We start from the raw sequence: 18400 nt of genomic DNA, 5'->3' as shown, positions 1-18400 counted from the left end.
TGGAGGAAACGATGACGGTACAGGCATTCCTGGACGCACGCGACTTTCTGCTGCGCCATCGCACCGACTACGAAACCGCGTACCGCGATTTCGAGTGGCCGGTGCTCGATGCGTTCAACTGGGCGCTCGACTACTTCGACCCGATGGCGCGCGGCAACGACCGGCCCGCACTGTGGATCGTCGACGCGGCGACCGGCACGGGCGATCCGTATTCGTTCGCGCAGATGTCCGAGCGTTCGTCGCGGATCGCGAACTGGCTGCGCTCGATCGGCGTCGTGCGCGGCGACCGCATCCTGCTGATGCTGCCGAACCGTGTCGAACTGTGGGACGCGATGCTCGCCGCGATGAAGCTCGGCGCGATCGTGCTGCCCGCCACCACGCAACTGTCGGCCGACGACGTGCGCGACCGCGTGCAGATCGGCGGCGCGAAATACGCGATCGTCGACGAGAACGAAACCGCCAAATTCGAACAGCCCGACCTCGGCCTCGCGCGGAAGATCGTCGCCGGCGCGCCGCGCGCGGGCTGGCTCGCGATGAACGACGGCTACGCGGCGAGCGCCGTGTTCGAGCCGGACGCCGTCACGCACGCAAACGATCCGATGCTGCTGTACTTCACGTCGGGCACGACGTCGAAGCCGAAGCTCGTCGAGCATACGCACCGCACCTACCCGGTCGGCCATCTGTCGACGATGTACTGGGTCGGCCTGCAGCCGGGCGACATCCACTGGAACATCAGCTCGCCGGGCTGGGCGAAGCACGCGTGGAGCTGCTTCTTCGCGCCGTGGAACGCGCAGGCGTGCGTGTTCGCGTTCAACTACGCGCGCTTCGAGCCGAAGGTCGTGCTCGATGCGCTCGTCAAATACCAGGTGACGACGCTGTGCGCGCCGCCGACCGTATGGCGCATGCTCGTGCAGCAGCCGCTCGCGTCGTTCGACGTGAAGCTGCGCGAGATCGTCGGCGCGGGCGAGCCGCTGAATCCCGAGATCATCGAGCGCGTGAAGAACGCGTGGGGCATCACGATCCGCGACGGCTACGGCCAGACCGAGACGACCTGCCTGATCGGCAACTCGCCGGGCCAGCCGGTCGTCGCGGGCTCGATGGGCCGGCCGCTGCCCGGCTACCGGATCACGCTGCTCGATCCGGACGGCGCGCCTGCGACCGAAGGCGAGGTCGCGCTGCCGATCGGCCCGGACGTCGCGCGCCCGGTCGGGCTGATGAACGGCTATGCGAACAACCCCGACGCGACGGCCTATGCGATGCGCGACGGCCACTACCGCACGTCGGACATCGCGATGCGCGGCGACGACGGTTATTACGTGTATATCGGCCGCGCGGACGACGTGTTCAAGTCGTCCGACTACCGGTTGAGCCCGTTCGAACTCGAGAGCGTGCTGATCGAGCATCCGGCGATCGCCGAGGCGGCCGTCGTGCCGAGCCCCGACCCCGTGCGGCTGTCGGTGCCGAAGACCTTCATCACGCTGCGGCAGGGCTACGAGGAAAGCCCCGCGCTCGCGCTGGAGATCTTCCGCTTCTCGCGCGAGAAGCTCGCGCCGTACAAGCGCATCCGCCGCCTGCAGTTCGCGGAGCTGCCGAAGACGATCTCGGGGAAGATCCGCCGCGTCGAGCTGCGCCGCCGCGAGATCGAGCGCGGCGACGACGCGGCCGCGCGAATGCCCGGCGAATACTGGGAAGAAGATTTCGCCGCCGAACTGAAATGAAATGACCGACCGCGGGCCGCGCGCGCCGCATTCCGCGGCCGCCGCCCGCAGCCGAATTGAACCGGCCGCGCGGCGATATTGCGCTTCGCGGCCCTCTGCAAGGAGAAAGGATCGATGAACGCGAATCCGACGCCCCGGACGGGGCAAGACGTGCCGACGGTCAAGCTGCTGATCGACGGCGCCTTCGTCGAGTCCGCCACGAAAGAGTGGCGCGACATCGTCAACCCGGCGACGCAGCAGGTGCTCGCGCGCGTGCCGTTCGCGACCGTCGCGGAAGTCGACGCGGCCGTGCAGGCCGCGCACGCCGCGTATGCGACGTGGAAGAACACGCCGATCGCCGCGCGCATGCGCATCATGCTGAAGTTCCAGGATCTCGTGCGCACGAACCAGCAGCGCGTCGCGAAGACGCTGACGGCCGAGCAGGGCAAGACGATTCCCGATGCCGAAGGCGACATCTTCCGCGGCCTCGAAGTGGTCGAGCACGCGTGCTCGATCGGTTCGCTGCAGCTCGGCGAATTCGCGGAGAACGTCGCGGGCGGCGTCGATACCTACACGCTGCGCCAGCCGCTCGGCGTGTGCGCGGGCATCACGCCGTTCAACTTCCCCGCGATGATTCCACTGTGGATGTTCCCGATGGCGATCGTGTGCGGCAACACGTTCGTGCTGAAGCCGTCCGAGCAGGACCCGATGTCGACCATGGAACTCGTCCAGCTCGCGATCGAGGCCGGCATACCGAAAGGGGTACTGAACGTCGTGCACGGCGGCAAGGAAGTCGTCGATGCGATCTGCACGCATCCGCTCGTGAAGGCGATCTCGTTCGTCGGCTCGACCGCCGTCGGCACGCACGTGTACCAGCTCGGCAGCGCGCACGGCAAGCGCGTGCAGTCGATGATGGGCGCGAAGAACCACGCGGTGGTGTTGCCCGATGCGAACCGCGAGCAGACGATCAATGCGCTCGTCGGCGCCGGCTTTGGCGCGGCGGGGCAGCGCTGCATGGCGACGTCGGTCGCGGTGCTGGTCGGCGAAGCGCACGACTGGCTGCCCGATCTCGTCGCAAAGGCGAAGCTGTTGAAGGTGAATGCGGGCGCGGAAGCCGGCACCGACGTCGGCCCGGTCGTGTCGAAGACCGCCAAGGAACGCATCCTGTCGCTGATCGAAGCGGGCGTGAACGAAGGCGCGAAGCTCGAACTCGACGGCCGGGGCGTGACGGTGCCCGGCTACGAAAGCGGCAACTTCGTCGGCCCGACGATCTTCTCGGGCGTGAAGACCGACATGTCGATCTACACGCATGAAATCTTCGGCCCGGTACTCGTCGTGCTCGAAGCCGACTCGCTCGACGACGCGATCGCGCTCGTCAACGCGAACCCGTTCGGCAACGGCGTGGGCCTGTTCACGCAAAGCGGCGCGGCCGCGCGCAAGTTCCAGAGCGAAATCGACGTCGGCCAGGTCGGCATCAACATCCCGATTCCGGTGCCCGTGCCGTTCTTCAGCTTCACCGGCTCGCGCGGCTCGAAGCTCGGCGATCTCGGCCCGTACGGCAAGCAGGTCGTGCAGTTCTATACGCAGACGAAGACGGTCACCGCGCGCTGGTTCGACGACGACACGACGGCCGGCCCGGTGAATACGACGATTCGGCTGCATTGAGCGGCGGAGGACACGAACATGAAAATCGGATTTATCGGCCTCGGCCACATGGGTGCGCCGATGGCGCTGAACCTGTTGAAGGCCGGCCACGAAGTGCATGCGTTCGACCTGAGCGCCGATGCATTGCGCGCGCTGCAGGACGCCGGCGCGCAGGTTGCCGCATCGCCGCGCGACGCCGCGTCGGGCGCGGCGTTCGTGATCACGATGCTGCCGGCCGCGCCGCACGTGCGTTCGGTGCTGTCCGGCGAGAACGGCGTGCTGGCCGGCCTCGACGCGGGCGCGACCGTGATCGATTCGAGCACGATCGACCCGGCGAGCGCGCAGGCATTCGGCGCGCTGGTGCGCGAGCACGGCGGCGCGTTCGTCGATGCGCCGGTATCGGGCGGCACCGGCGGCGCGGCGGCCGGCACGCTGACCTTCATGGTCGGCGGCAGCGACGCGGATTTCGAGCGCGTGAAGCCCGTGCTCGCGGGCATGGGCAAGAACATCGTCCATTGCGGCGCGACGGGCATGGGGCAGGTCGCGAAGGTCTGCAACAACCTCGTGCTCGGCATCTCGATGGCGGCCGTGTCGGAGGCGATGTCGCTCGGCGTCGCGCTCGGCATCGACCCGAAGGTGCTGGCCGGCATCGTCAACACGTCGACGGGCCGCTGCTGGAGCTCGGACACGTACAACCCGTATCCGGGCGTGATCGACACAGCGCCGTCGTCGCGCGGCTACTCGGGCGGCTTCGGCACCGACCTGATGCTGAAGGATCTCGGCCTCGCGAACGACGCGGCGAAGCAGGCGCGCCAGCCCGTCTATCTCGGCGCGCTCGCGCAGCAGCTTTACCAGACGATGAGCAGCCGCGGCGACGGGCAGCTCGATTTCTCGGCGGTAATCCGCCTGTACCAACCGGCAACGAAGAAGGACGCATGATGATCGAACTGGACTACGTCGACGACGGCGCGATCGCGTGCGCGACGCTCAAGCGTCCGCCCGCGAACGCCTTTACCGCCGACGGGCTGCAGCAACTGCAGGAAACCGTCGCCGAACTGAATGCGAACCCGCGCGTGCGCGCGCTGGTGATCACGGGCGACGGCCCGAAGTTCTTCAGCGCGGGCGCCGACCTCAACACGTTCGCCGACGGCGACCGCGCGGTCGCGCGCGCGATGGCGTCGCGCTTCGGTGCGGCGTTCGAGGCGCTGCACGATGCGCGCGTCGTGACGATCGCGGCGATCAACGGTTATGCGATGGGCGGCGGCTTGGAATGCGCGCTCGCGTGCGACCTGCGGATCGCCGAGACGCATGCGCAGATGGCGCTGCCCGAGCCGTCGGTCGGCCTGCTGCCGTGCGGGCTCGGCACGCAGACGCTGCCCTGGCTCGTCGGCGAAGGCTGGGCGAAGAAGATCATCCTGACCGGCGCGCGCGTCGACGCGGCGACGGCGCTCAGGATCGGCCTCGTCGAAGACGTGGTCGAGAGCGGGGCCGCACGCGACGCGGCGCTGGCGCTGGCGCGCAACGTCGCGCGGCAAAGCCCGCGCGCGGTCGCATACAGCAAGGAGCTGATCGGCCTCGCGCGCCGCGGCGTGCCGCGCGGCGCGGCGCTCGCGGTCGAGCGCGAACGCTTCGTCGACCTGTTCGACACGAACGATCCGCGCGAAGGCGTGGCCGCGTTTCTCGGCAAGCGCGCGCCGCAATGGAACACCGACGGAGAGCCGCAACGATGAGCACGCCGGTCACGAATCACGACGCGTTCGCGCAGGCCGCGCCCGAGGTGCTGTTCCGCGTGGTGAACCGCGTGGCGCTGATCACGCTGAACCGGCCGGCCGCGCTCAACGCGCTGTCGTACGCGATGATCGGCGAGCTGGCCGCGCTTTTCGAGCGCTGCCGTCACGACGACCAGATCGTCGCGGTCGTGCTGCGCGGCGCGGGCGAAAAGGGCTTCTGCGCGGGCGGCGACGTGCGCGCGCTGTACCGGATGGTCGCGCAGCGCGAAACCTGGCTGCCGTTCTTCGTCGACGAATACCGGCTCGACCATGCGATCCACACGTTCCCGAAGCCGGTGGTCGCGCTGATGGACGGCGTGACGATGGGCGGCGGCATGGGCCTCGCACAAGGCGCTGCGCTGCGCGTCGCGACCGAGCGCAGCAAGATCGCGATGCCGGAGACGCGCATCGGCCTCGTGCCCGACGTCGGCGCGACGCATTTCCTGTCGCGCATGCCGGTCGAGCTCGAGCTGTACGTGGGGCTGACCGGCGCGATGCTGTCGGGTGCCGACGCGCTGACCGCGAAGCTGGCCGATCTGTGTGTGCCGTCCGCGTGGCTCGACACGTTCGAGACGCGCATCGAAAGCGTCAAGTGGGACGGCGACGTGCTGCCAGCGCTGCGCAAGGTGTTCGAGCCGCCGTGCAACGTCGTGCCGCATGCGGCGCTCGACAGCCAGATGCCGTGGATCGTCCGTCACTTCGACAAGCGTTCGACCGTCGAGCGGATCGTCGCGACGTTGACGCAGGAACTCGCGCGCGACGAGCTGACGCGCGAGCACCGTCAATGGCTGCAGGCGACCCTCGATGCGCTCGCCAGCCACTCGCCGACGATGCTGCACGTGACGCGCGAAGCGCTGCTGCGCGGACGGCAGATGACGCTTGCCGAATCGTTCCGGATGGAGCTCGGCATCGTCGCGCGCGCAATCGAGGAAGGCGATTTCTGCGAAGGCGTGCGCGCGCATCTCGTCGACAAGGATCGCAAGCCGCGCTGGGCGCCCGCATCGCTCGTCGAGGTGCGCGCCGAACGCGTGCGGCATTTCCTGACGTCGCCGTGGAAGCTGTTCGCGCATCCGCTCGCCGATCTCGGCGCCGCATGACGCACCCGACGCGCCGTGCGGCGCGTCGGTTTCATTTCATCGCAGTGAACTCATCCCGGCGCTCGATCATCGGCGGAATCGCCTGTGCGAGCGCGTCGATCACGCAGCGAGTCTTGCGCGGCAGGTAACGCGTCTTCGGCCAGATCGCGTGAATGTCGCCTTCGCACACGAAGCAGCGGTCGAGCACGACCACCATTTCGCCGCGCTTCACGTAGTAATCCAGCAGCCAGCTCGGCAGCCATGCGACACCGAACCCCGACGCACCGGCCGCCGCGATCGCCTGCACGTCGTCGAAACTCAACTGGTGCTGCATGTCGACGCGCACCGTCGAGCCGTCCGGTGCGCGCAGGTCCCACGGCTGCGGCACGCCCGAGCGTGAATACGCGATCGTCCGGTGATGCTTCAGATCGTCGAGCGACTTCGGCATCCCGTAGCGGGCGAGATACGACGGCGCCGCGCCGAGGCTGCCGTATTGCGTGCCGAGCCGGCGCACCGCGAGGCTCGTGCTGTCCGCGAGCGTGCCGATCCGCACCGCGAGATCGATGCCTTCCTCGACGAGATCGACGAAGCGGTCGGTGATCGACACGTCGATTCGCAGATGCGGATAGGTGCGCGCGAGGTCGAGCACGATCGGCGTCACGCAGTGGTGCCCGAACGCGAGCGGCACGCTCAGCCGCAGCTTGCCGCGCGCTTCGTTGCGGCCGCAGTCGAGATCGGCTTCCGCCGCTTCCAGTTCCGCGAGCGCGCGCACGCAGCGGTCGTAGTACGCCTGGCCGTCGTCGGTCAGGCTCTGGCTGCGCGTCGTGCGCTGCAACAGCCGCGCGCCGAGCCGCTTCTCGAGCCGCGCGACCGCCTTGCCGACGGCCGAGCGCGTCATGTCGAGCCGCTCCGCGGCGAGCGCGAAGCTGCCCGATTCCACCACCTGGACGAAGGTCGTTACGCCGTCGAGTCTGTCGGTCATGGCAGGGTGTGCTGATTGAGTCCTGTGATTCCCCAGTTCTGAGAAATGGGTGCGTCAATGGGGATCGAAATTCTCACTATAGTACCGATTCCCGTTCAGCGCGCGTAGCCGGCCGCGCGCGGCGAACCCTTCTCACCTGGAGGCGCGCGGCCCATTGCCGGGCCGCCGCGCAATACGCATGACGCTATCCGACTCCCGCAGGAATGCGGTCGCGCTCGCGGCCGTCTGTCTCACGTCGCTGATGTTCGGCCTCGAAATCTCGAGCGTGCCGGTGATCCTGCCGACGCTCGAACACGTGCTGCATGGCGATTTCAACGGCATGCAGTGGATCATGAACGCGTACACGATCGCATGTACGACGGTGCTGATGGCGGCCGGCACGCTCGCGGACCGGTTCGGCCGCAAGCGCGTGTACGTGATCGGCACCGTGCTGTTCGGCGCGACGTCGCTGCTGTGCGGGCTCGCGCCGAACGTGCCGGTGCTCGTCGCGGGCCGGCTGCTGCAGGGCGCCAGCGGCGGCGCGATGCTGATCTGCCAGATCGCCGTGCTGTCGCATCAGTTCCGCGAGGGCCGCGAGCGCGGCCGTGCGTTCGGGATCTGGGGGATCGTGTTCGGCATCGGGCTCGGCTTCGGGCCGATCGTCGGCGGCGCGATCGTCGCGCTGGCGAGCTGGCCGTGGGTGTTCCTCGTCCATGCGCCGCTCGCGGCCGTCGCGCTCGCGCTGATCGGCGGCGCGGTGCAGGAGTCGCGCGATCCGCACGCGGGCACGCTCGACGTCGCGGGCATCGTCACGCTGTCGCTCGCGGTGCTCGGCCTCGCGTTCTACATCACGCAAAGCGCGGAGCTCGGGCTGACGAGCGCGGCCGGCCTCGGCGTGCTCGGCGCGACCGTGCTGGCGCTCGTGGGTTTCTTCGTTGCGGAACGCGCCAGCGCGCGGCCGATGTTCGATTTCTCCGTGTTCCGGATTCGCGCGTTCACCGGCGCGATCTTCGGCTCGATGGGGATGAACTTCAGCTTCTGGCCGTTCATGATCTACCTGCCGATCTGGTTCCAGGTCGCGCTCGGCTACGACAGCGTGACGGCCGGCCTCGCGCTGCTCGCGTACACGCTGCCGACGCTGGTCGCGCCGCCGTTCGGCGAACGGCTCGCGCTGCGCTACGGGCCGGGCGTCGTGATCCCGGGCGGCCTGTTCACGATCGCGGCCGGCTTCGCGCTGATGCGGGTCGGCAGCGCGGCCGACCACGCGAGCTGGCTCACGATGCTGCCCGGCTGCGTGATCGCCGGCATCGGGCTCGGGCTCACGAACACGCCGGTCACCAACACGACGACGGGCGCGGTGCCGAGCGCGCGGGCCGGGATGGCGTCGGGTATCGACATGAGCGCGCGGATGATCTCGCTCGCGCTGAACATCGCGGCGATGGGCTTCGTGCTGGTCGCGGGGATCGTCGCGAGCCTGAAGGGCAGCGCTGCGGGCGCGATCGGCGACGCGGCGCTGCGCCGGCTCGCGCAGGAGATCGCATCGGGCCGCGCCGACGGGCTGCAGCAGATCGCTCCGGCGCTCGCGCAGGCCGACCCGAGCGGCGCGGCGCTGCACGCGGCGCTCGTACACGGGTTCGGCTGGGTGATGGTGTACGGTGCGGCCGGCGTGGCCGTGCTCGCGACCGCGAGCGCGGTGGCGTTCGCGCCGGCGCGGCGCAGGGCGGCCGTGTGCGAATGACACGGCCGGCCCGTTGTGTCGGCACGCCGGTCAGGACGTGCCGCCGCCGAGCGCGCGGTACAGCGTCATCTGGTTGTTGAGCCGGTTCAGGCGCGTCAGTTCGTCGGCGCTTTGCGCGTCGCGCAGCCGCTGCTGCTGGTCGAGCCACGGCTGCACGGCGGTCGCGCCGGCCGCGAATCGCGCGGCGGCAAGCCGTTCGGCGCGCTGCGCCTGGGCCAGCGACAGCGCGCGCTGTTCGGCCTCGCGTTCGAGCTGCACGCGCGCCGACAGCGCATTCTCGACTTCCGCGAGCGCCGTGTAGAGCCGCTGGCGGAACCCGACCACCGCTTCCTCGTACTGCGACTTCGACACCTTGATCTGCAGTTGCATCGTGTTCCACTGGATGAACGGCAGCGCGAGGCCGAGCCCGAGCGTGCCGACCGGATTCGTCAGCACGCGCTCGAGGCTCGTGCTCGACGTGCCGGCGCTGCCGGTCAGCGTGAAGGTCGGGTAGAAGCTCGTGCGCGTTGCGTCGACCTGCGCGAGCGATTCGCGCAGCCGGAATTCCGCCGCGCGCAGGTCGGGGCGTCGGCCGAGCAGGCTGGCCGGCAGGCCGGCGGCTACTTCCGGCGGCGGCGCGTCGGGCAGCGCCGACGGTTCGGCGGCGAGCTGCTGCGGCGGCCGGTCGAACAGGAGCGCGAGCGCGTGGCGCTTCTCGGTGCGTTGCTGGATCAGTTGCGTCTGCGCGGCGCGTTGCGCGGACAGGCTCTGCTCGGCCTGCGCGAGATCGAGCCCCGACACGGCGCCGGCCGTGTGCCGCGACCGGACGACCGCGAGCGTGCGCACCCCATACGCGATGTTCGCGTCGCCGAGCGCGATCTGCCGGTTCAGATAACCGATCTGCCAGTACAGCGACGCCGTCGTGCCGATCAGCGACAGCCGCGCGGCTTCGAGATCGGCGGCCGTTGCGTCGGCTTCCCAGTGCGCGGCATCGCGCAGCGCGGCCAGCCGGCCCCACAGGTCGATTTCATAGCTCAGCGAACCGTTGATGCCGCTCGACCGGCTCATCCGGTGCGTATCGAGCGTGCGCGACACGGCGCCGTTCGCGCCGAGCGATACGGCGGGCGTCAGGTTCGTGTCGACGAGCCCGGCCTGCAGTTGCGCGCGGTACACGCGAATCGCCGCGATCGCGAGGTCGTTGTTGGCACGCAGCGCGTCGCCGATCAGCCGGTCGAGTTGCGGATCGCCGAAGCTGCGCCACCAGTCGCGCGTGGTGGCCGGCGCGTCGGATGTGACCGGCGCTTCCCAGTTCGCGGGCATCGCGACGGCCGGCAGCGGCGCGTGGCGCGCGGCCGTGCAGCCAGCCAGCAGGGCGGCCGCGCATGCGAATGCGCCGAGGCGGCGAAGCGGTGAGGAATGCGTCATGGCAGGGCCCCGTCAGTCGCGCGCGAGCGCATCGATCGGATCGAGCCGCGACGCGTTGCGCGCGGGCATGAAACCGAATATCACGCCGGTGAGCGTCGAGCAGACGAACGCCGTCACGATTGCGCCGGCGGAGAACACCATCTTCCATTGCGTGACGAACATCGAGAACACCGCGCCGAGCCCGAACGACAGCACGATGCCGATCGTGCCGCCGAGCAGGCAGACGAGCACGGCCTCGACGAGGAACTGCTGCAGGATGTCGGACTGGCGCGCGCCGACCGCCATCCGGATGCCGATTTCGCGCGTGCGCTCGGTGACCGACACGAGCATGATGTTCATCACGCCGATCCCGCCGACGACGAGCGAGATCACCGCGATCAGCGACAGCAGCAGCGTCAGCGACTGGCCGGTCTTCTCGACGGTCTTGACTACGCTGTCCATGTTGTACGTGAAGAAGTCCTTGCGGCCGTGGCGCTGGATCATCAGCTTTTCGAGGCTTTTCTCGGCGGCGGCGCTCGGCTGCCCGTCGCGCACGCGCACGGTGATGCTGTCGAGATGGCGCTGGCCGAACAGGCGCCCGCTCGCGGTCGTGTACGGCACCCACACGTTCAGGCTCTTCACGCTGCCGAACGCGCTCTTCTTGTCGGCCGTGACGCCGATCACGACGCACGGCACGTTGTCGACCAGGATCGCTTCGCCGACCGGATTGCGCGTCGCGCCGAACAGCTTGCGGCGCGTATTCTGGTCGATCACGGCCACCTGAGCCTGGCGACGCACCGCGTCCTCGTCGAATGCGACGCCCAGCGCGAAACGCATCCCGCGCGCCTGGAAGAAGCGATCGCCGACGCCGCTCACGAGCGCGTTGACGTCGATGTTGCGGTAGCGCAGCAGCAGCGTGCGCGACGTCTCGGGCGTTGCGCTGTCGACGTACGGCTGCTCGGCGAGCGCGGCGACATCGGCGGGTACGAGCGTCTGGATCGCGTCCGCGCGGCTGTCGCCCCAGTCGGTGCCCGGATAGACGTTGATCGTGTTCGTGCCGATGCTGCCGATCTCGTCGAGCATGTAGCGCTTCGCGCCTTCGCCGATCGCGACGATCGACACGACCGATGTGATGCCGATGATGATGCCGAGCATCGTCAGCAGCGTGCGCAGCCGGTGCGACACGAGCGCGATCCACGCCATCCGGCACGCCTCGGCGAAGCGACCGCTGCCGGCCGCGAAGCGGCGCGCACGCGTGCCGGTTTCGGCGTGGGCGTCGGTGGGCGGCCCGGCATCGTGCCGATCGCGCGTGGCCGGCGTGCCGACTGTCGCTTCGGCCGCGTCGACGAAGGCTTCCGCGAGCGCTTCCGCATAGTGGCGATTCCGCCGGTCGGCGACGATCTCGCCGTCGCTGATCTCGATGATGCGCCGCGCATGGCGCGCGACGTCCTTGTCGTGCGTGACGATGACGATCGTATGGCCGAGCGCGTTCAGCTCGTGCAGGATGCGGATCACGTCCTGGCCGCTTTTCGTGTCGAGCGCGCCGGTCGGCTCGTCGGCGAGGATTACCTGGCCGCCGTTCATCAGCGCGCGCGCAATGCTCACGCGCTGCTGCTGGCCGCCGGACAGTTGCCCGGGCCGGTGGTGCGCGCGATCCGCGAGCCCGAGGCGCGCGAGCAGCTCGCGTGCGCGTTCGTGCCGCTCCGCGCGCGTGGTGCCCGCATAGATCGCCGGCATTTCGAGGTTCGCGGCCGCGTCGACGTGCGGCAGCAGGTGATAGCGCTGGAACACGAAGCCGAAGTGCTCGCGGCGCAGCTGCGCGAGCTCGTCGCTGTCGAGCATGTGCGTGTCGCGTCCGCCGACCGTGTAGATGCCTTCGCTCGGATGGTCGAGGCAGCCGAGGATGTTCATCAGCGTCGACTTGCCGGAGCCCGACGCGCCGACGATCGCGACGATCTCGCCCGCGTCGATCGACAGGTTGACGTTGTTCAGGACGACGACGTCCTTGTCGCCGGCCGGAAAGCGCCGCGTGACGCTCGAGAGTTTCAGCAGGGGCCGGCTCATCGTCACACCACGTCCGCCAGCGGCGCGTGCTCGTCCGCGGCGGCTTCGCCGATCACGACGCGCTCGCCGTCCTTCAGGCCGGCCAGCACTTCGACGCGTACGTTGTTGTTGATGCCGATGCGGATGTTGCGCGTGACCGTGCTGCCGTCGGCGCGCAGCACGCGGACCGCATAGCTGCCGTCCTTGCGCTTTTCGCCGAGCGCGGCGGCCGGAATGCTGAGCGCATTGCGCGCGTTGCCGAGCACGATGCCGACCTGCGCGGTCATCGCGATGCGCAGCCGGTGCTCGGGATTCGGTACTTCGAACAGCGCGTTGTAGAACACGGCGGCGTTCGGTTTCGTGCCGCCGCCCGCGCCGCCGCCGAGCGCGCTCTGCGCGTCGGCGAAGTTCTGCGGCGCCGGCTCGATCGCGCGCAGCCTGCCGTAGTGACGCTTGTCCGGTTCGCCGAGGATCGTGAAATACGCGGTCTGGCCGGCGCTCACACGGATCACGTCGGCTTCCGACACCTGCGCCTTCACGGTCATCGTGTCGAGATCCGCAAGCTTCAGGATCACCGGCGCCTGCTGCTGCGCGATCACGGTCTGGCCTTCCTGCGTGACGATCGCGACGACCTCGCCGTCGATCGGCGCGACGATGCGCGTGTAGCCGAGGTTGGCCTGCGCGGTCTCGATCTGGATGCGGGCCGAGCGGATTTGCGCGGCGAGCGACGCGAGCGTCGCGCGCTGCATGTCGAGCGTCGCGCGCGCGGCCTCGAACGACTCGCGCGACGTCGCATCGTCGGGCAGCATTGCCTGCTGGCGCCGGAATGCGAGCTCCGCCTGTGTCAGTTGCGCGGCGGTCGATTGATGCTGCGCGCGCAGGCTTTCCTCGCTGGCGCGCGCCTGGCGCAGCGCGTTTTCGGAGATCACGGGATCGATTTCGGCGAGCCACTGGCCCTTCGCGACCTTGTCGCCGAGCTTGACCTTCAGCGTCTTCAACTGCCCCGATACCTGCGCGCCGACATCGACCTGCTTGAACGCCTGCAGCGCGCCGGTCGCGAGCACCGCGCTCTCGAGATCGCCGCGCGTGACGGGCGCGGACAGGTACTGCGGATGCTTGTCGGGCGCGAATACCGTGAGCGAGACGCCTGTGACGATCGCAACGACTGCGATGATGGCCAGCACGATGCGCCGGCGGCGATGGGGCTTCTGAGTCATGAGAATGCGGCGAGGATGAAGCGGGCGCCGGCGATGCGTGCGACCGGGCGGGACGATCCGGTCGGCGCCGCATGCCGGGCGTGTTGCCCGCGACGGCATCCGCGTACGCATCGCGCGGGCGTGCCGATTCGAATCAGGCGCTCATGGTAAGCGAGGATTTCGCGCCAAATCGTATGGAAATTGTGCTGAATTGTGCTAGCGCCGCGCCAGAGTGGGGGCCGGGCGGTGACATTGTTGCGATCTGTGAAAGGGGCGGGGAAGGCCGTGGCGCGTTGTTACCGCTGTGCGGCGACGATTGCCATCATCGGCCGGTCGCGTTCCTCGTCGAGCGCGGGCATCGCGTCGACCTTTTCGGCGTCGGCCCCCATTCGTCGAGATGCGCGAGCGTGAAGCCGCTGCCGATCAGCAGGTTCACGAGTGTGCCGAGCGTGCGATTCCGCGAGATTACACGCGCGGCCCGCCTGCGTCGATTCTGCGTCGCGTATCCGCGTCGACGATATCGCGGATCGCACTGAACAGCGGTGCGGCGTCGGTATACCGCCGGCCGTAGCCGAGATTGAACGCGTAGTCGAAATCGGGCGGATTGCTGCCCTGGTTGTGCTGCAGGATGGTCTCGAGCTTGTCGAGCGCCTTCGCGGCGCGCGCTTCCGGCGACGCGGCCGCCTCGTATTCATCCCACAGCGCGACGATCTCGTCGCGCAGCGTGCGATCGAGCGACGCCGTCAGGGTCAGCAGGTCGTCGCGTTCGTGCGCGCTTTTGTCCGGGTGCGCGGCCTGCTCGATCGCGGGGATGTCGCCGTGCAGCGCCTCGCCGAGATCGTGGACGACGCACAGCTTCAGCAGCTTCAGCGTATCGATGCCGGGCAGCGCGTCGGCGAACACGAGCGCCATCAGGCACAGCCGCCAGCTATGCTCGGCCGTGCTTTCCGCGCGCCCGGCCGACGTGTGGCCGCTGCGCAGCACATCCTTCAGGCGTTCGGCTTCGCGCAGGAAATCGAGGCGTGCGTGGATCGTGTCGGGGTTCATGGTCGGAGTCCTTGCGGTGAGCCATCAAGCGTAAGGCGGCCGCGCGCGGTTCGTCCACGCATGAAATATGCGCGGCGTGCTAGAGCGTTTCGACCAGCCGCGCGGCCGAGCCGTCCGACAGCGTCATCCGCGTCCACCGGCATGTGCTGCCGCGGATCGGCACGACGCGCGACGCATTCGCGCCGGTGTCGAATTCGACGCTCGGCGGCCCCGCGCGGTCGTGCCAGCCGAGCGTGTCGAGCGCGGCTTCCATGCGGACGATTTCCGGCGTCGCGTAGCGCCACAGCGACGTGCCGAGCAGCATCGGCAGCGGCTGCGAGAACTCGGCCGCACGCGCCGGCGAGCTTGCGAGCAGGCGGTGCGTGAGGTCGCACACCAGATGCATGCGGCCCGCGCTGCCCGCGATGAGCCGCGCGAGCGCGTGGTCGCCTGCGGAATCGAGGCGCGCGGCGAGCAGCCGCTCGGCCGTCGCGCGCTCGTCGGGCGACATCTGCTGGATGCCGGCCTCCCAGCGCGAGATCGTCGATTGCGCGACGCCGAACAATTCTGCGGCGTGGCTTTGCTTCACGCGGTGCAGCGCGCGCCAGCGCTTGAGCTGCGGGCCGAGCGGTGGCGTGTGAAGCGGTGAGGTCGTCATGGCAATGCTCCGGTTGCGGTCGTCGTGAGCGCTCGCGTGTCGCAGGCCGCTGCCATCGGTGCGGCAGGGGTGCCGCGCGCGCCGTTACATGAACCGGAGGCCGCTGCTTGACTGGAGCGCGATGGCCGCAAACGGCACGAGCACGATGCCGCCCAGCACCAGCACACCGTCGGCGGCAACCGTGATCGGCGTGGCGAGGATTCGCAGACCCATGCCGACGACGGAAGGCGACTCTCTGATGAAAACCGAGTACGGGCGGTTGAACGGCTGCGCGGCCGCCTGGTCCTTCGCGGCGAAGCCATCCGTCGAATAGCGCTTGCCGTCGATGTCGCCTTCGAGCGCGAGACCGGCCGACGCGGGGGTGAACCCGTCCGCGGCGGCTGCCTGTCGATCGTCGTCCGACGCGTCCTTCGGCAACACGATCCGGTAGTGGCCGGTGACGCTGCCGCCGCTCGCATGAAAGCCGGCGAACGTGGTGCGCAGCGATTTCCGGTAGCCGGACTGCAGTACCGGCCGCAATTGGGCCGGCAGATCGAAGATGTAGTGATAGCGCGTGCCGAGGACGACCAGCTTCTTGCCGTCCTCCGTAATCAGGAATCCGGATACGTTTTCGCTGTACGTGTCGTCCTTGTACAGCTTCGGCGTGAAACAGCCCGACAGCGCGAGGCTGCTCGCGGCCAAGCCGGCGGCCAGCAGGCGCCGGCGCGTGATCGATATGCTCATTCTTGTTGTCCCGTCTGGTGCGGTTCAGTTCAGTGGCTTTCGCCCTCGGAAGCAGGATTCTGGCGCATCCGCCGCGTGTTGTCGAACGGGAAATCTGCCGTGGCAGCGTTGTCGATCGCACCGCACCCGGCGGCGCGCCGGGACGCCCGGGCCTGCCGAAAACGTTTGCGTCAGGCTTTCACCCGACTCCTCCATATCTTATTATTCGGCCAGAGCGGTGCGTGCCGGCCGCCATCGGTCATGTCGACGGCATGACGCGCCGGCAACGATTGCCGCTTTCCGACCGGCGCGTGGCGCGGCGTACGGTCGGAATGACAGGAAACGCGTGGGCCGCGCGTTTCCCGAAAAAATGACACGAGGGCGCGATGGTACGACTGATCTTGCTGCTGCTGGGCATCGAATATCTGCGAACCCGCTGGCGCGGGCTGACCGTGCTTGGCTGGCTGTGGGTCGTCGCGGGCGTCGTCATCTTCGTCGATGCGCTCGACGGCGCGCTGCATTTCCCGATCGAGCTGTTTGCGTGGCTGTTCCTGATCGAAGGGCTCGCAACGCTCGCGGTGGCCGGCAGCGGCGTCGGCGGGCAGCGCATCCTGCGCTACGTGAAGGGCATCGTGGTCGTGGCGGCCGCGGGGCTCGTGTTTGCCGGCCATCACCACGGCCATTTCCTGCTGTCGATGATCTTCGGCACGCTGTTCCTCGTCGACGGGCTGCTGCAATGCACGTCCGCATGGATGGTGCGCTACCGCCGCTGGAACGTTGCGTTCGCGTGGGGTGTCGTCGAAATCCTGCTGGCGATCTTCTTCTTCCAGCCGTACCCGACGCACTATGTGGGCACCGTGCCGTACTGCCTCGGCCTGCTGCTGATATTCGGCGGGATGCACATGCTGAGCCTCGCCGCGCGCGTGCGGCGGCTCACGCGCAATCCCGCGTTCGCGACGTCGCCCGCGCCGGCGCTCGTGCCCGACCTCGACGATGCGCGCGACCGGCCGCATTTCGCGCAATCCGAATGGGACGGCCCGCCGGCCGACGGCGAGCGCGCGCTCACCGTGCACGTGTGGACGCCGACCGGCACGTCGAAGGCCGAAGCGCAGCGCTATCCGGTGATCGACCGCTATATCGCTGCGGTGGACGTCAACGGCGTGATCTCGACCGGGCACGCGGCGCTGGAGTCGCCGGAGGGCATCTATATCAGCCTGTATCCGGGCGTCGAAATCGATCGTTCTCCGGACGAATTCACGCGCATCCTGCGTGCGACGCGCGAGAACGATGTGCCGGGCCTGTTCCAGCCCGACTACGCGACCGAGTCGAAGGCGTGGTGCCCGTCGACCGTGCGCGTGCGGATCCGCAACTACGATCCGGCGAAGCTGGATGCATTCTGGTCGGCATACCGGCAGAACGTGACGTACAACCTCACGCACCGCAACTGCTCGAGCACCGTGTCGAACGCGCTCGAAGCCGCGCTCGACGGCGCGGTGTGGCGGCTGAAGGGCACGCGGGCCGGGTGGGGCGCGTTCGTCCGGCTGCTGCTCACGCCCGAGCTGTGGGTCGCCGCGCAGATCCGCAAGCGCGCGGTGACGATGGCGTGGACGCCCGGGCTCACGCTCGACTATGCGCGCGCGCTCAGCATGCTCGCCGACCCGCGGCCGTTCGCGTGGTGGAAGGTCGCGCGCTCGGCGGTGAAGGCGATCATGACGTCGCGCCGCGCGTGGCGCGAGCAGGACAGCGCGGCGCTGTCGTCCGGCGGATCGGAGGCTGCGTCGGTGAAGTAATCGCGTGGCGCCGGACGAGGGCCCGGCGCCGCAGGAGCCGCCACCGTGCGGCCCGGCGAAGTTGCCCGCCGTCAGAACCCGCAGACAAACCACAAACGACAATGAACAAGACGAGCGCTTTCCGCATCCTGATTCCCGCTGCGCTGGCGCTGGCAAGCGCCGGCCTCGCGCAGGCGAGCACGGACGACGTGCCGCGCATGAGCAACGACGTGTACCGGATTTCGGTGTCGTTCTGCTCGAACGTCGCGGCCGCCGAGAAGATCGAGTGCCAGGGCGACATGATCGCCGCGGGCAGCCGGATCGTTGCGGCGATCGGCGGGCTGCCGCCGGCGTCCGCCACATCGATCGACGAAGGCGCGCGCAGCAAGCTGCCGGCGGAGGAGCGCAACGGGCTCGCACCGGTCGAGCCGGCCGCGATCGACAAGGACGACGACGTGGCCGGCCTCGCCGGCATGGTGCGCCTGTGCGACGTGTACGAATCCGGGCCGGCGTCGCGTGCGCGGCATCACGCGGCGCTGAAGCAGCAGGCGCCGGATGCCGCGCCGCGCGTCGAGGCGTTGCTGGCCGATTCGTCGACGGCGGCGCGCCGGCGCGTCAGCGTCGGCGTGTGGCAGATCCTCGTGCTCGAAGGTCCCGAATCGGTTGCGCGCGCATGCAAGCAACTGGGTGCCGGATCGTGAGCAACGGCGTGCCGCCGGAGTGGCGGCACACGTCGGC

15 protein-coding genes are annotated in these 18400 nt (G+C 69.0%); 8 read left to right on the top strand and 7 right to left on the bottom strand.

Annotation, left to right across the window (positions count from 1 at the left end; all coding sequences use genetic code 11):
• Positions 1-11 precede the first annotated feature (11 nt).
• The 5 genes from AC3WLY_RS05760 (at position 12) to AC3WLY_RS05740 (ending at position 6207) form a co-directional block, all read left to right on the top strand.
• The gene (locus AC3WLY_RS05760) at positions 12-1718 is read left to right on the top strand and encodes an AMP-binding protein (protein WP_492308113.1); all 1707 of its coding nucleotides are present in this window, start codon (positions 12-14) and stop codon (positions 1716-1718) included.
• A gap of 114 nt (positions 1719-1832) precedes the next feature.
• Positions 1833-3362 carry a CoA-acylating methylmalonate-semialdehyde dehydrogenase gene (locus AC3WLY_RS05755; protein WP_492308114.1) on the top strand — a complete coding sequence of 510 codons (1530 nt, stop codon included), beginning with the start codon at positions 1833-1835 and terminating at the stop codon, positions 3360-3362.
• Between the two features lie 18 nt (positions 3363-3380).
• Positions 3381-4280 carry a 3-hydroxyisobutyrate dehydrogenase gene (gene mmsB / locus AC3WLY_RS05750; RefSeq protein ID WP_310132576.1) on the top strand — a complete coding sequence of 300 codons (900 nt, stop codon included), beginning with the start codon at positions 3381-3383 and terminating at the stop codon, positions 4278-4280.
• Entirely contained in the window at positions 4280-5071 is a 792-nt protein-coding gene (locus AC3WLY_RS05745) for an enoyl-CoA hydratase (RefSeq protein WP_492308225.1), read from the top strand. The genes mmsB and AC3WLY_RS05745 overlap by 1 nt, the downstream gene beginning before the upstream one ends.
• A complete protein-coding gene (locus AC3WLY_RS05740) occupies positions 5068-6207 on the top strand; it encodes an enoyl-CoA hydratase/isomerase family protein (RefSeq protein WP_492308115.1) in 1140 nt (379 codons plus the stop codon). Before AC3WLY_RS05745 ends, AC3WLY_RS05740 begins: the two co-directional genes overlap by 4 nt.
• A 31-nt stretch (positions 6208-6238) precedes the next feature.
• Here the strand turns inward: AC3WLY_RS05740 and AC3WLY_RS05735 are convergent, their stop codons facing one another.
• On the bottom strand, positions 6239-7168 hold the full coding sequence (locus AC3WLY_RS05735; protein ID WP_175959660.1) for a LysR family transcriptional regulator: 930 nt from the start codon (positions 7166-7168) through the stop codon (positions 6239-6241).
• A gap of 178 nt (positions 7169-7346) precedes the next feature.
• Between AC3WLY_RS05735 and AC3WLY_RS05730 the strand changes: the two genes are divergently transcribed.
• Positions 7347-8885, top strand: a complete 1539-nt coding sequence (locus AC3WLY_RS05730; protein WP_492308116.1) for an MFS transporter — start codon at positions 7347-7349, stop codon at positions 8883-8885.
• 30 nt (positions 8886-8915) lie between these two features.
• Here AC3WLY_RS05730 and AC3WLY_RS05725 read toward each other — a convergent pair whose 3' ends face one another.
• The 6 genes from AC3WLY_RS05725 to AC3WLY_RS05700 all read right to left on the bottom strand — a co-directional run bounded on the left by AC3WLY_RS05725 (position 8916) and on the right by AC3WLY_RS05700 (position 15914).
• Complete coding sequence (locus tag AC3WLY_RS05725) at positions 8916-10289, bottom strand: efflux transporter outer membrane subunit (RefSeq protein WP_492308117.1); 1374 nt, start codon at positions 10287-10289, stop codon at positions 8916-8918.
• A gap of 12 nt (positions 10290-10301) precedes the next feature.
• Positions 10302-12332, bottom strand: coding sequence for a MacB family efflux pump subunit (locus AC3WLY_RS05720; RefSeq protein ID WP_492308118.1), 2031 nt, complete (start codon positions 12330-12332; stop codon positions 10302-10304).
• A 2-nt stretch (positions 12333-12334) separates the two neighbouring features.
• Complete coding sequence (locus AC3WLY_RS05715) at positions 12335-13528, bottom strand: efflux RND transporter periplasmic adaptor subunit (RefSeq protein ID WP_492308119.1); 1194 nt, start codon at positions 13526-13528, stop codon at positions 12335-12337.
• Between the two features lie 444 nt (positions 13529-13972).
• Positions 13973-14554 (bottom strand): HD domain-containing protein, encoded by a 582-nt coding sequence (locus AC3WLY_RS05710; RefSeq protein WP_492308120.1) that lies wholly within the window; start codon positions 14552-14554, stop codon positions 13973-13975.
• A 79-nt stretch (positions 14555-14633) separates the two neighbouring features.
• Positions 14634-15191 carry a helix-turn-helix transcriptional regulator gene (locus tag AC3WLY_RS05705; RefSeq protein WP_310132598.1) on the bottom strand — a complete coding sequence of 186 codons (558 nt, stop codon included), beginning with the start codon at positions 15189-15191 and terminating at the stop codon, positions 14634-14636.
• Between the two features lie 84 nt (positions 15192-15275).
• Positions 15276-15914 carry a hypothetical protein gene (locus AC3WLY_RS05700; RefSeq protein ID WP_175959653.1) on the bottom strand — a complete coding sequence of 213 codons (639 nt, stop codon included), beginning with the start codon at positions 15912-15914 and terminating at the stop codon, positions 15276-15278.
• 365 nt (positions 15915-16279) lie between these two features.
• Here AC3WLY_RS05700 and AC3WLY_RS05695 point away from each other — a divergent pair, with 365 nt between their 5' ends.
• Positions 16280-17683 carry an HdeD family acid-resistance protein gene (locus AC3WLY_RS05695; RefSeq protein ID WP_175959651.1) on the top strand — a complete coding sequence of 468 codons (1404 nt, stop codon included), beginning with the start codon at positions 16280-16282 and terminating at the stop codon, positions 17681-17683.
• A 101-nt stretch (positions 17684-17784) separates the two neighbouring features.
• Positions 17785-18363: a hypothetical protein gene (locus AC3WLY_RS05690; RefSeq protein WP_175959650.1), complete on the top strand. Its 579-nt coding sequence runs from the start codon at positions 17785-17787 to the stop codon at positions 18361-18363.
• Positions 18364-18400 lie beyond the last annotated feature (37 nt).

This window comes from Burkholderia sp. FW306-1C-G01B (assembly GCF_058781685.1).
The sequence above is the reverse complement of the archived record's forward strand: the minus strand, read 5'-3'. Positions and strand labels throughout refer to the sequence as shown.

Bases quoted from the DNA above. Each gene is read 5' to 3' on its own strand.
- mmsB (WP_310132576.1), top strand. From the start codon at position 3,381: ATGAAAATCGGATTTATCGGCCTCGGCCACATGGGTGCGCCGATGGCG.
- AC3WLY_RS05735 (WP_175959660.1), bottom strand. From the start codon at position 7,168: ATGACCGACAGACTCGACGGCGTAACGACCTTCGTCCAGGTGGTGGAA.
- AC3WLY_RS05730 (WP_492308116.1), top strand. From the start codon at position 7,347: ATGACGCTATCCGACTCCCGCAGGAATGCGGTCGCGCTCGCGGCCGTC.
- AC3WLY_RS05700 (WP_175959653.1), bottom strand. From the start codon at position 15,914: ATGAGCATATCGATCACGCGCCGGCGCCTGCTGGCCGCCGGCTTGGCC.
- AC3WLY_RS05705 (WP_310132598.1), bottom strand. From the start codon at position 15,191: ATGACGACCTCACCGCTTCACACGCCACCGCTCGGCCCGCAGCTCAAG.
- AC3WLY_RS05740 (WP_492308115.1), top strand. From the start codon at position 5,068: ATGAGCACGCCGGTCACGAATCACGACGCGTTCGCGCAGGCCGCGCCC.
- AC3WLY_RS05755 (WP_492308114.1), top strand. From the start codon at position 1,833: ATGAACGCGAATCCGACGCCCCGGACGGGGCAAGACGTGCCGACGGTC.
- AC3WLY_RS05715 (WP_492308119.1), bottom strand. From the start codon at position 13,528: ATGACTCAGAAGCCCCATCGCCGCCGGCGCATCGTGCTGGCCATCATC.
- AC3WLY_RS05695 (WP_175959651.1), top strand. From the start codon at position 16,280: ATGGTACGACTGATCTTGCTGCTGCTGGGCATCGAATATCTGCGAACC.
- AC3WLY_RS05720 (WP_492308118.1), bottom strand. From the start codon at position 12,332: ATGAGCCGGCCCCTGCTGAAACTCTCGAGCGTCACGCGGCGCTTTCCG.
- AC3WLY_RS05725 (WP_492308117.1), bottom strand. From the start codon at position 10,289: ATGACGCATTCCTCACCGCTTCGCCGCCTCGGCGCATTCGCATGCGCG.
- AC3WLY_RS05760 (WP_492308113.1), top strand. From the start codon at position 12: ATGACGGTACAGGCATTCCTGGACGCACGCGACTTTCTGCTGCGCCAT.
- AC3WLY_RS05690 (WP_175959650.1), top strand. From the start codon at position 17,785: ATGAACAAGACGAGCGCTTTCCGCATCCTGATTCCCGCTGCGCTGGCG.
- AC3WLY_RS05710 (WP_492308120.1), bottom strand. From the start codon at position 14,554: ATGAACCCCGACACGATCCACGCACGCCTCGATTTCCTGCGCGAAGCC.
- AC3WLY_RS05745 (WP_492308225.1), top strand. From the start codon at position 4,280: ATGATCGAACTGGACTACGTCGACGACGGCGCGATCGCGTGCGCGACG.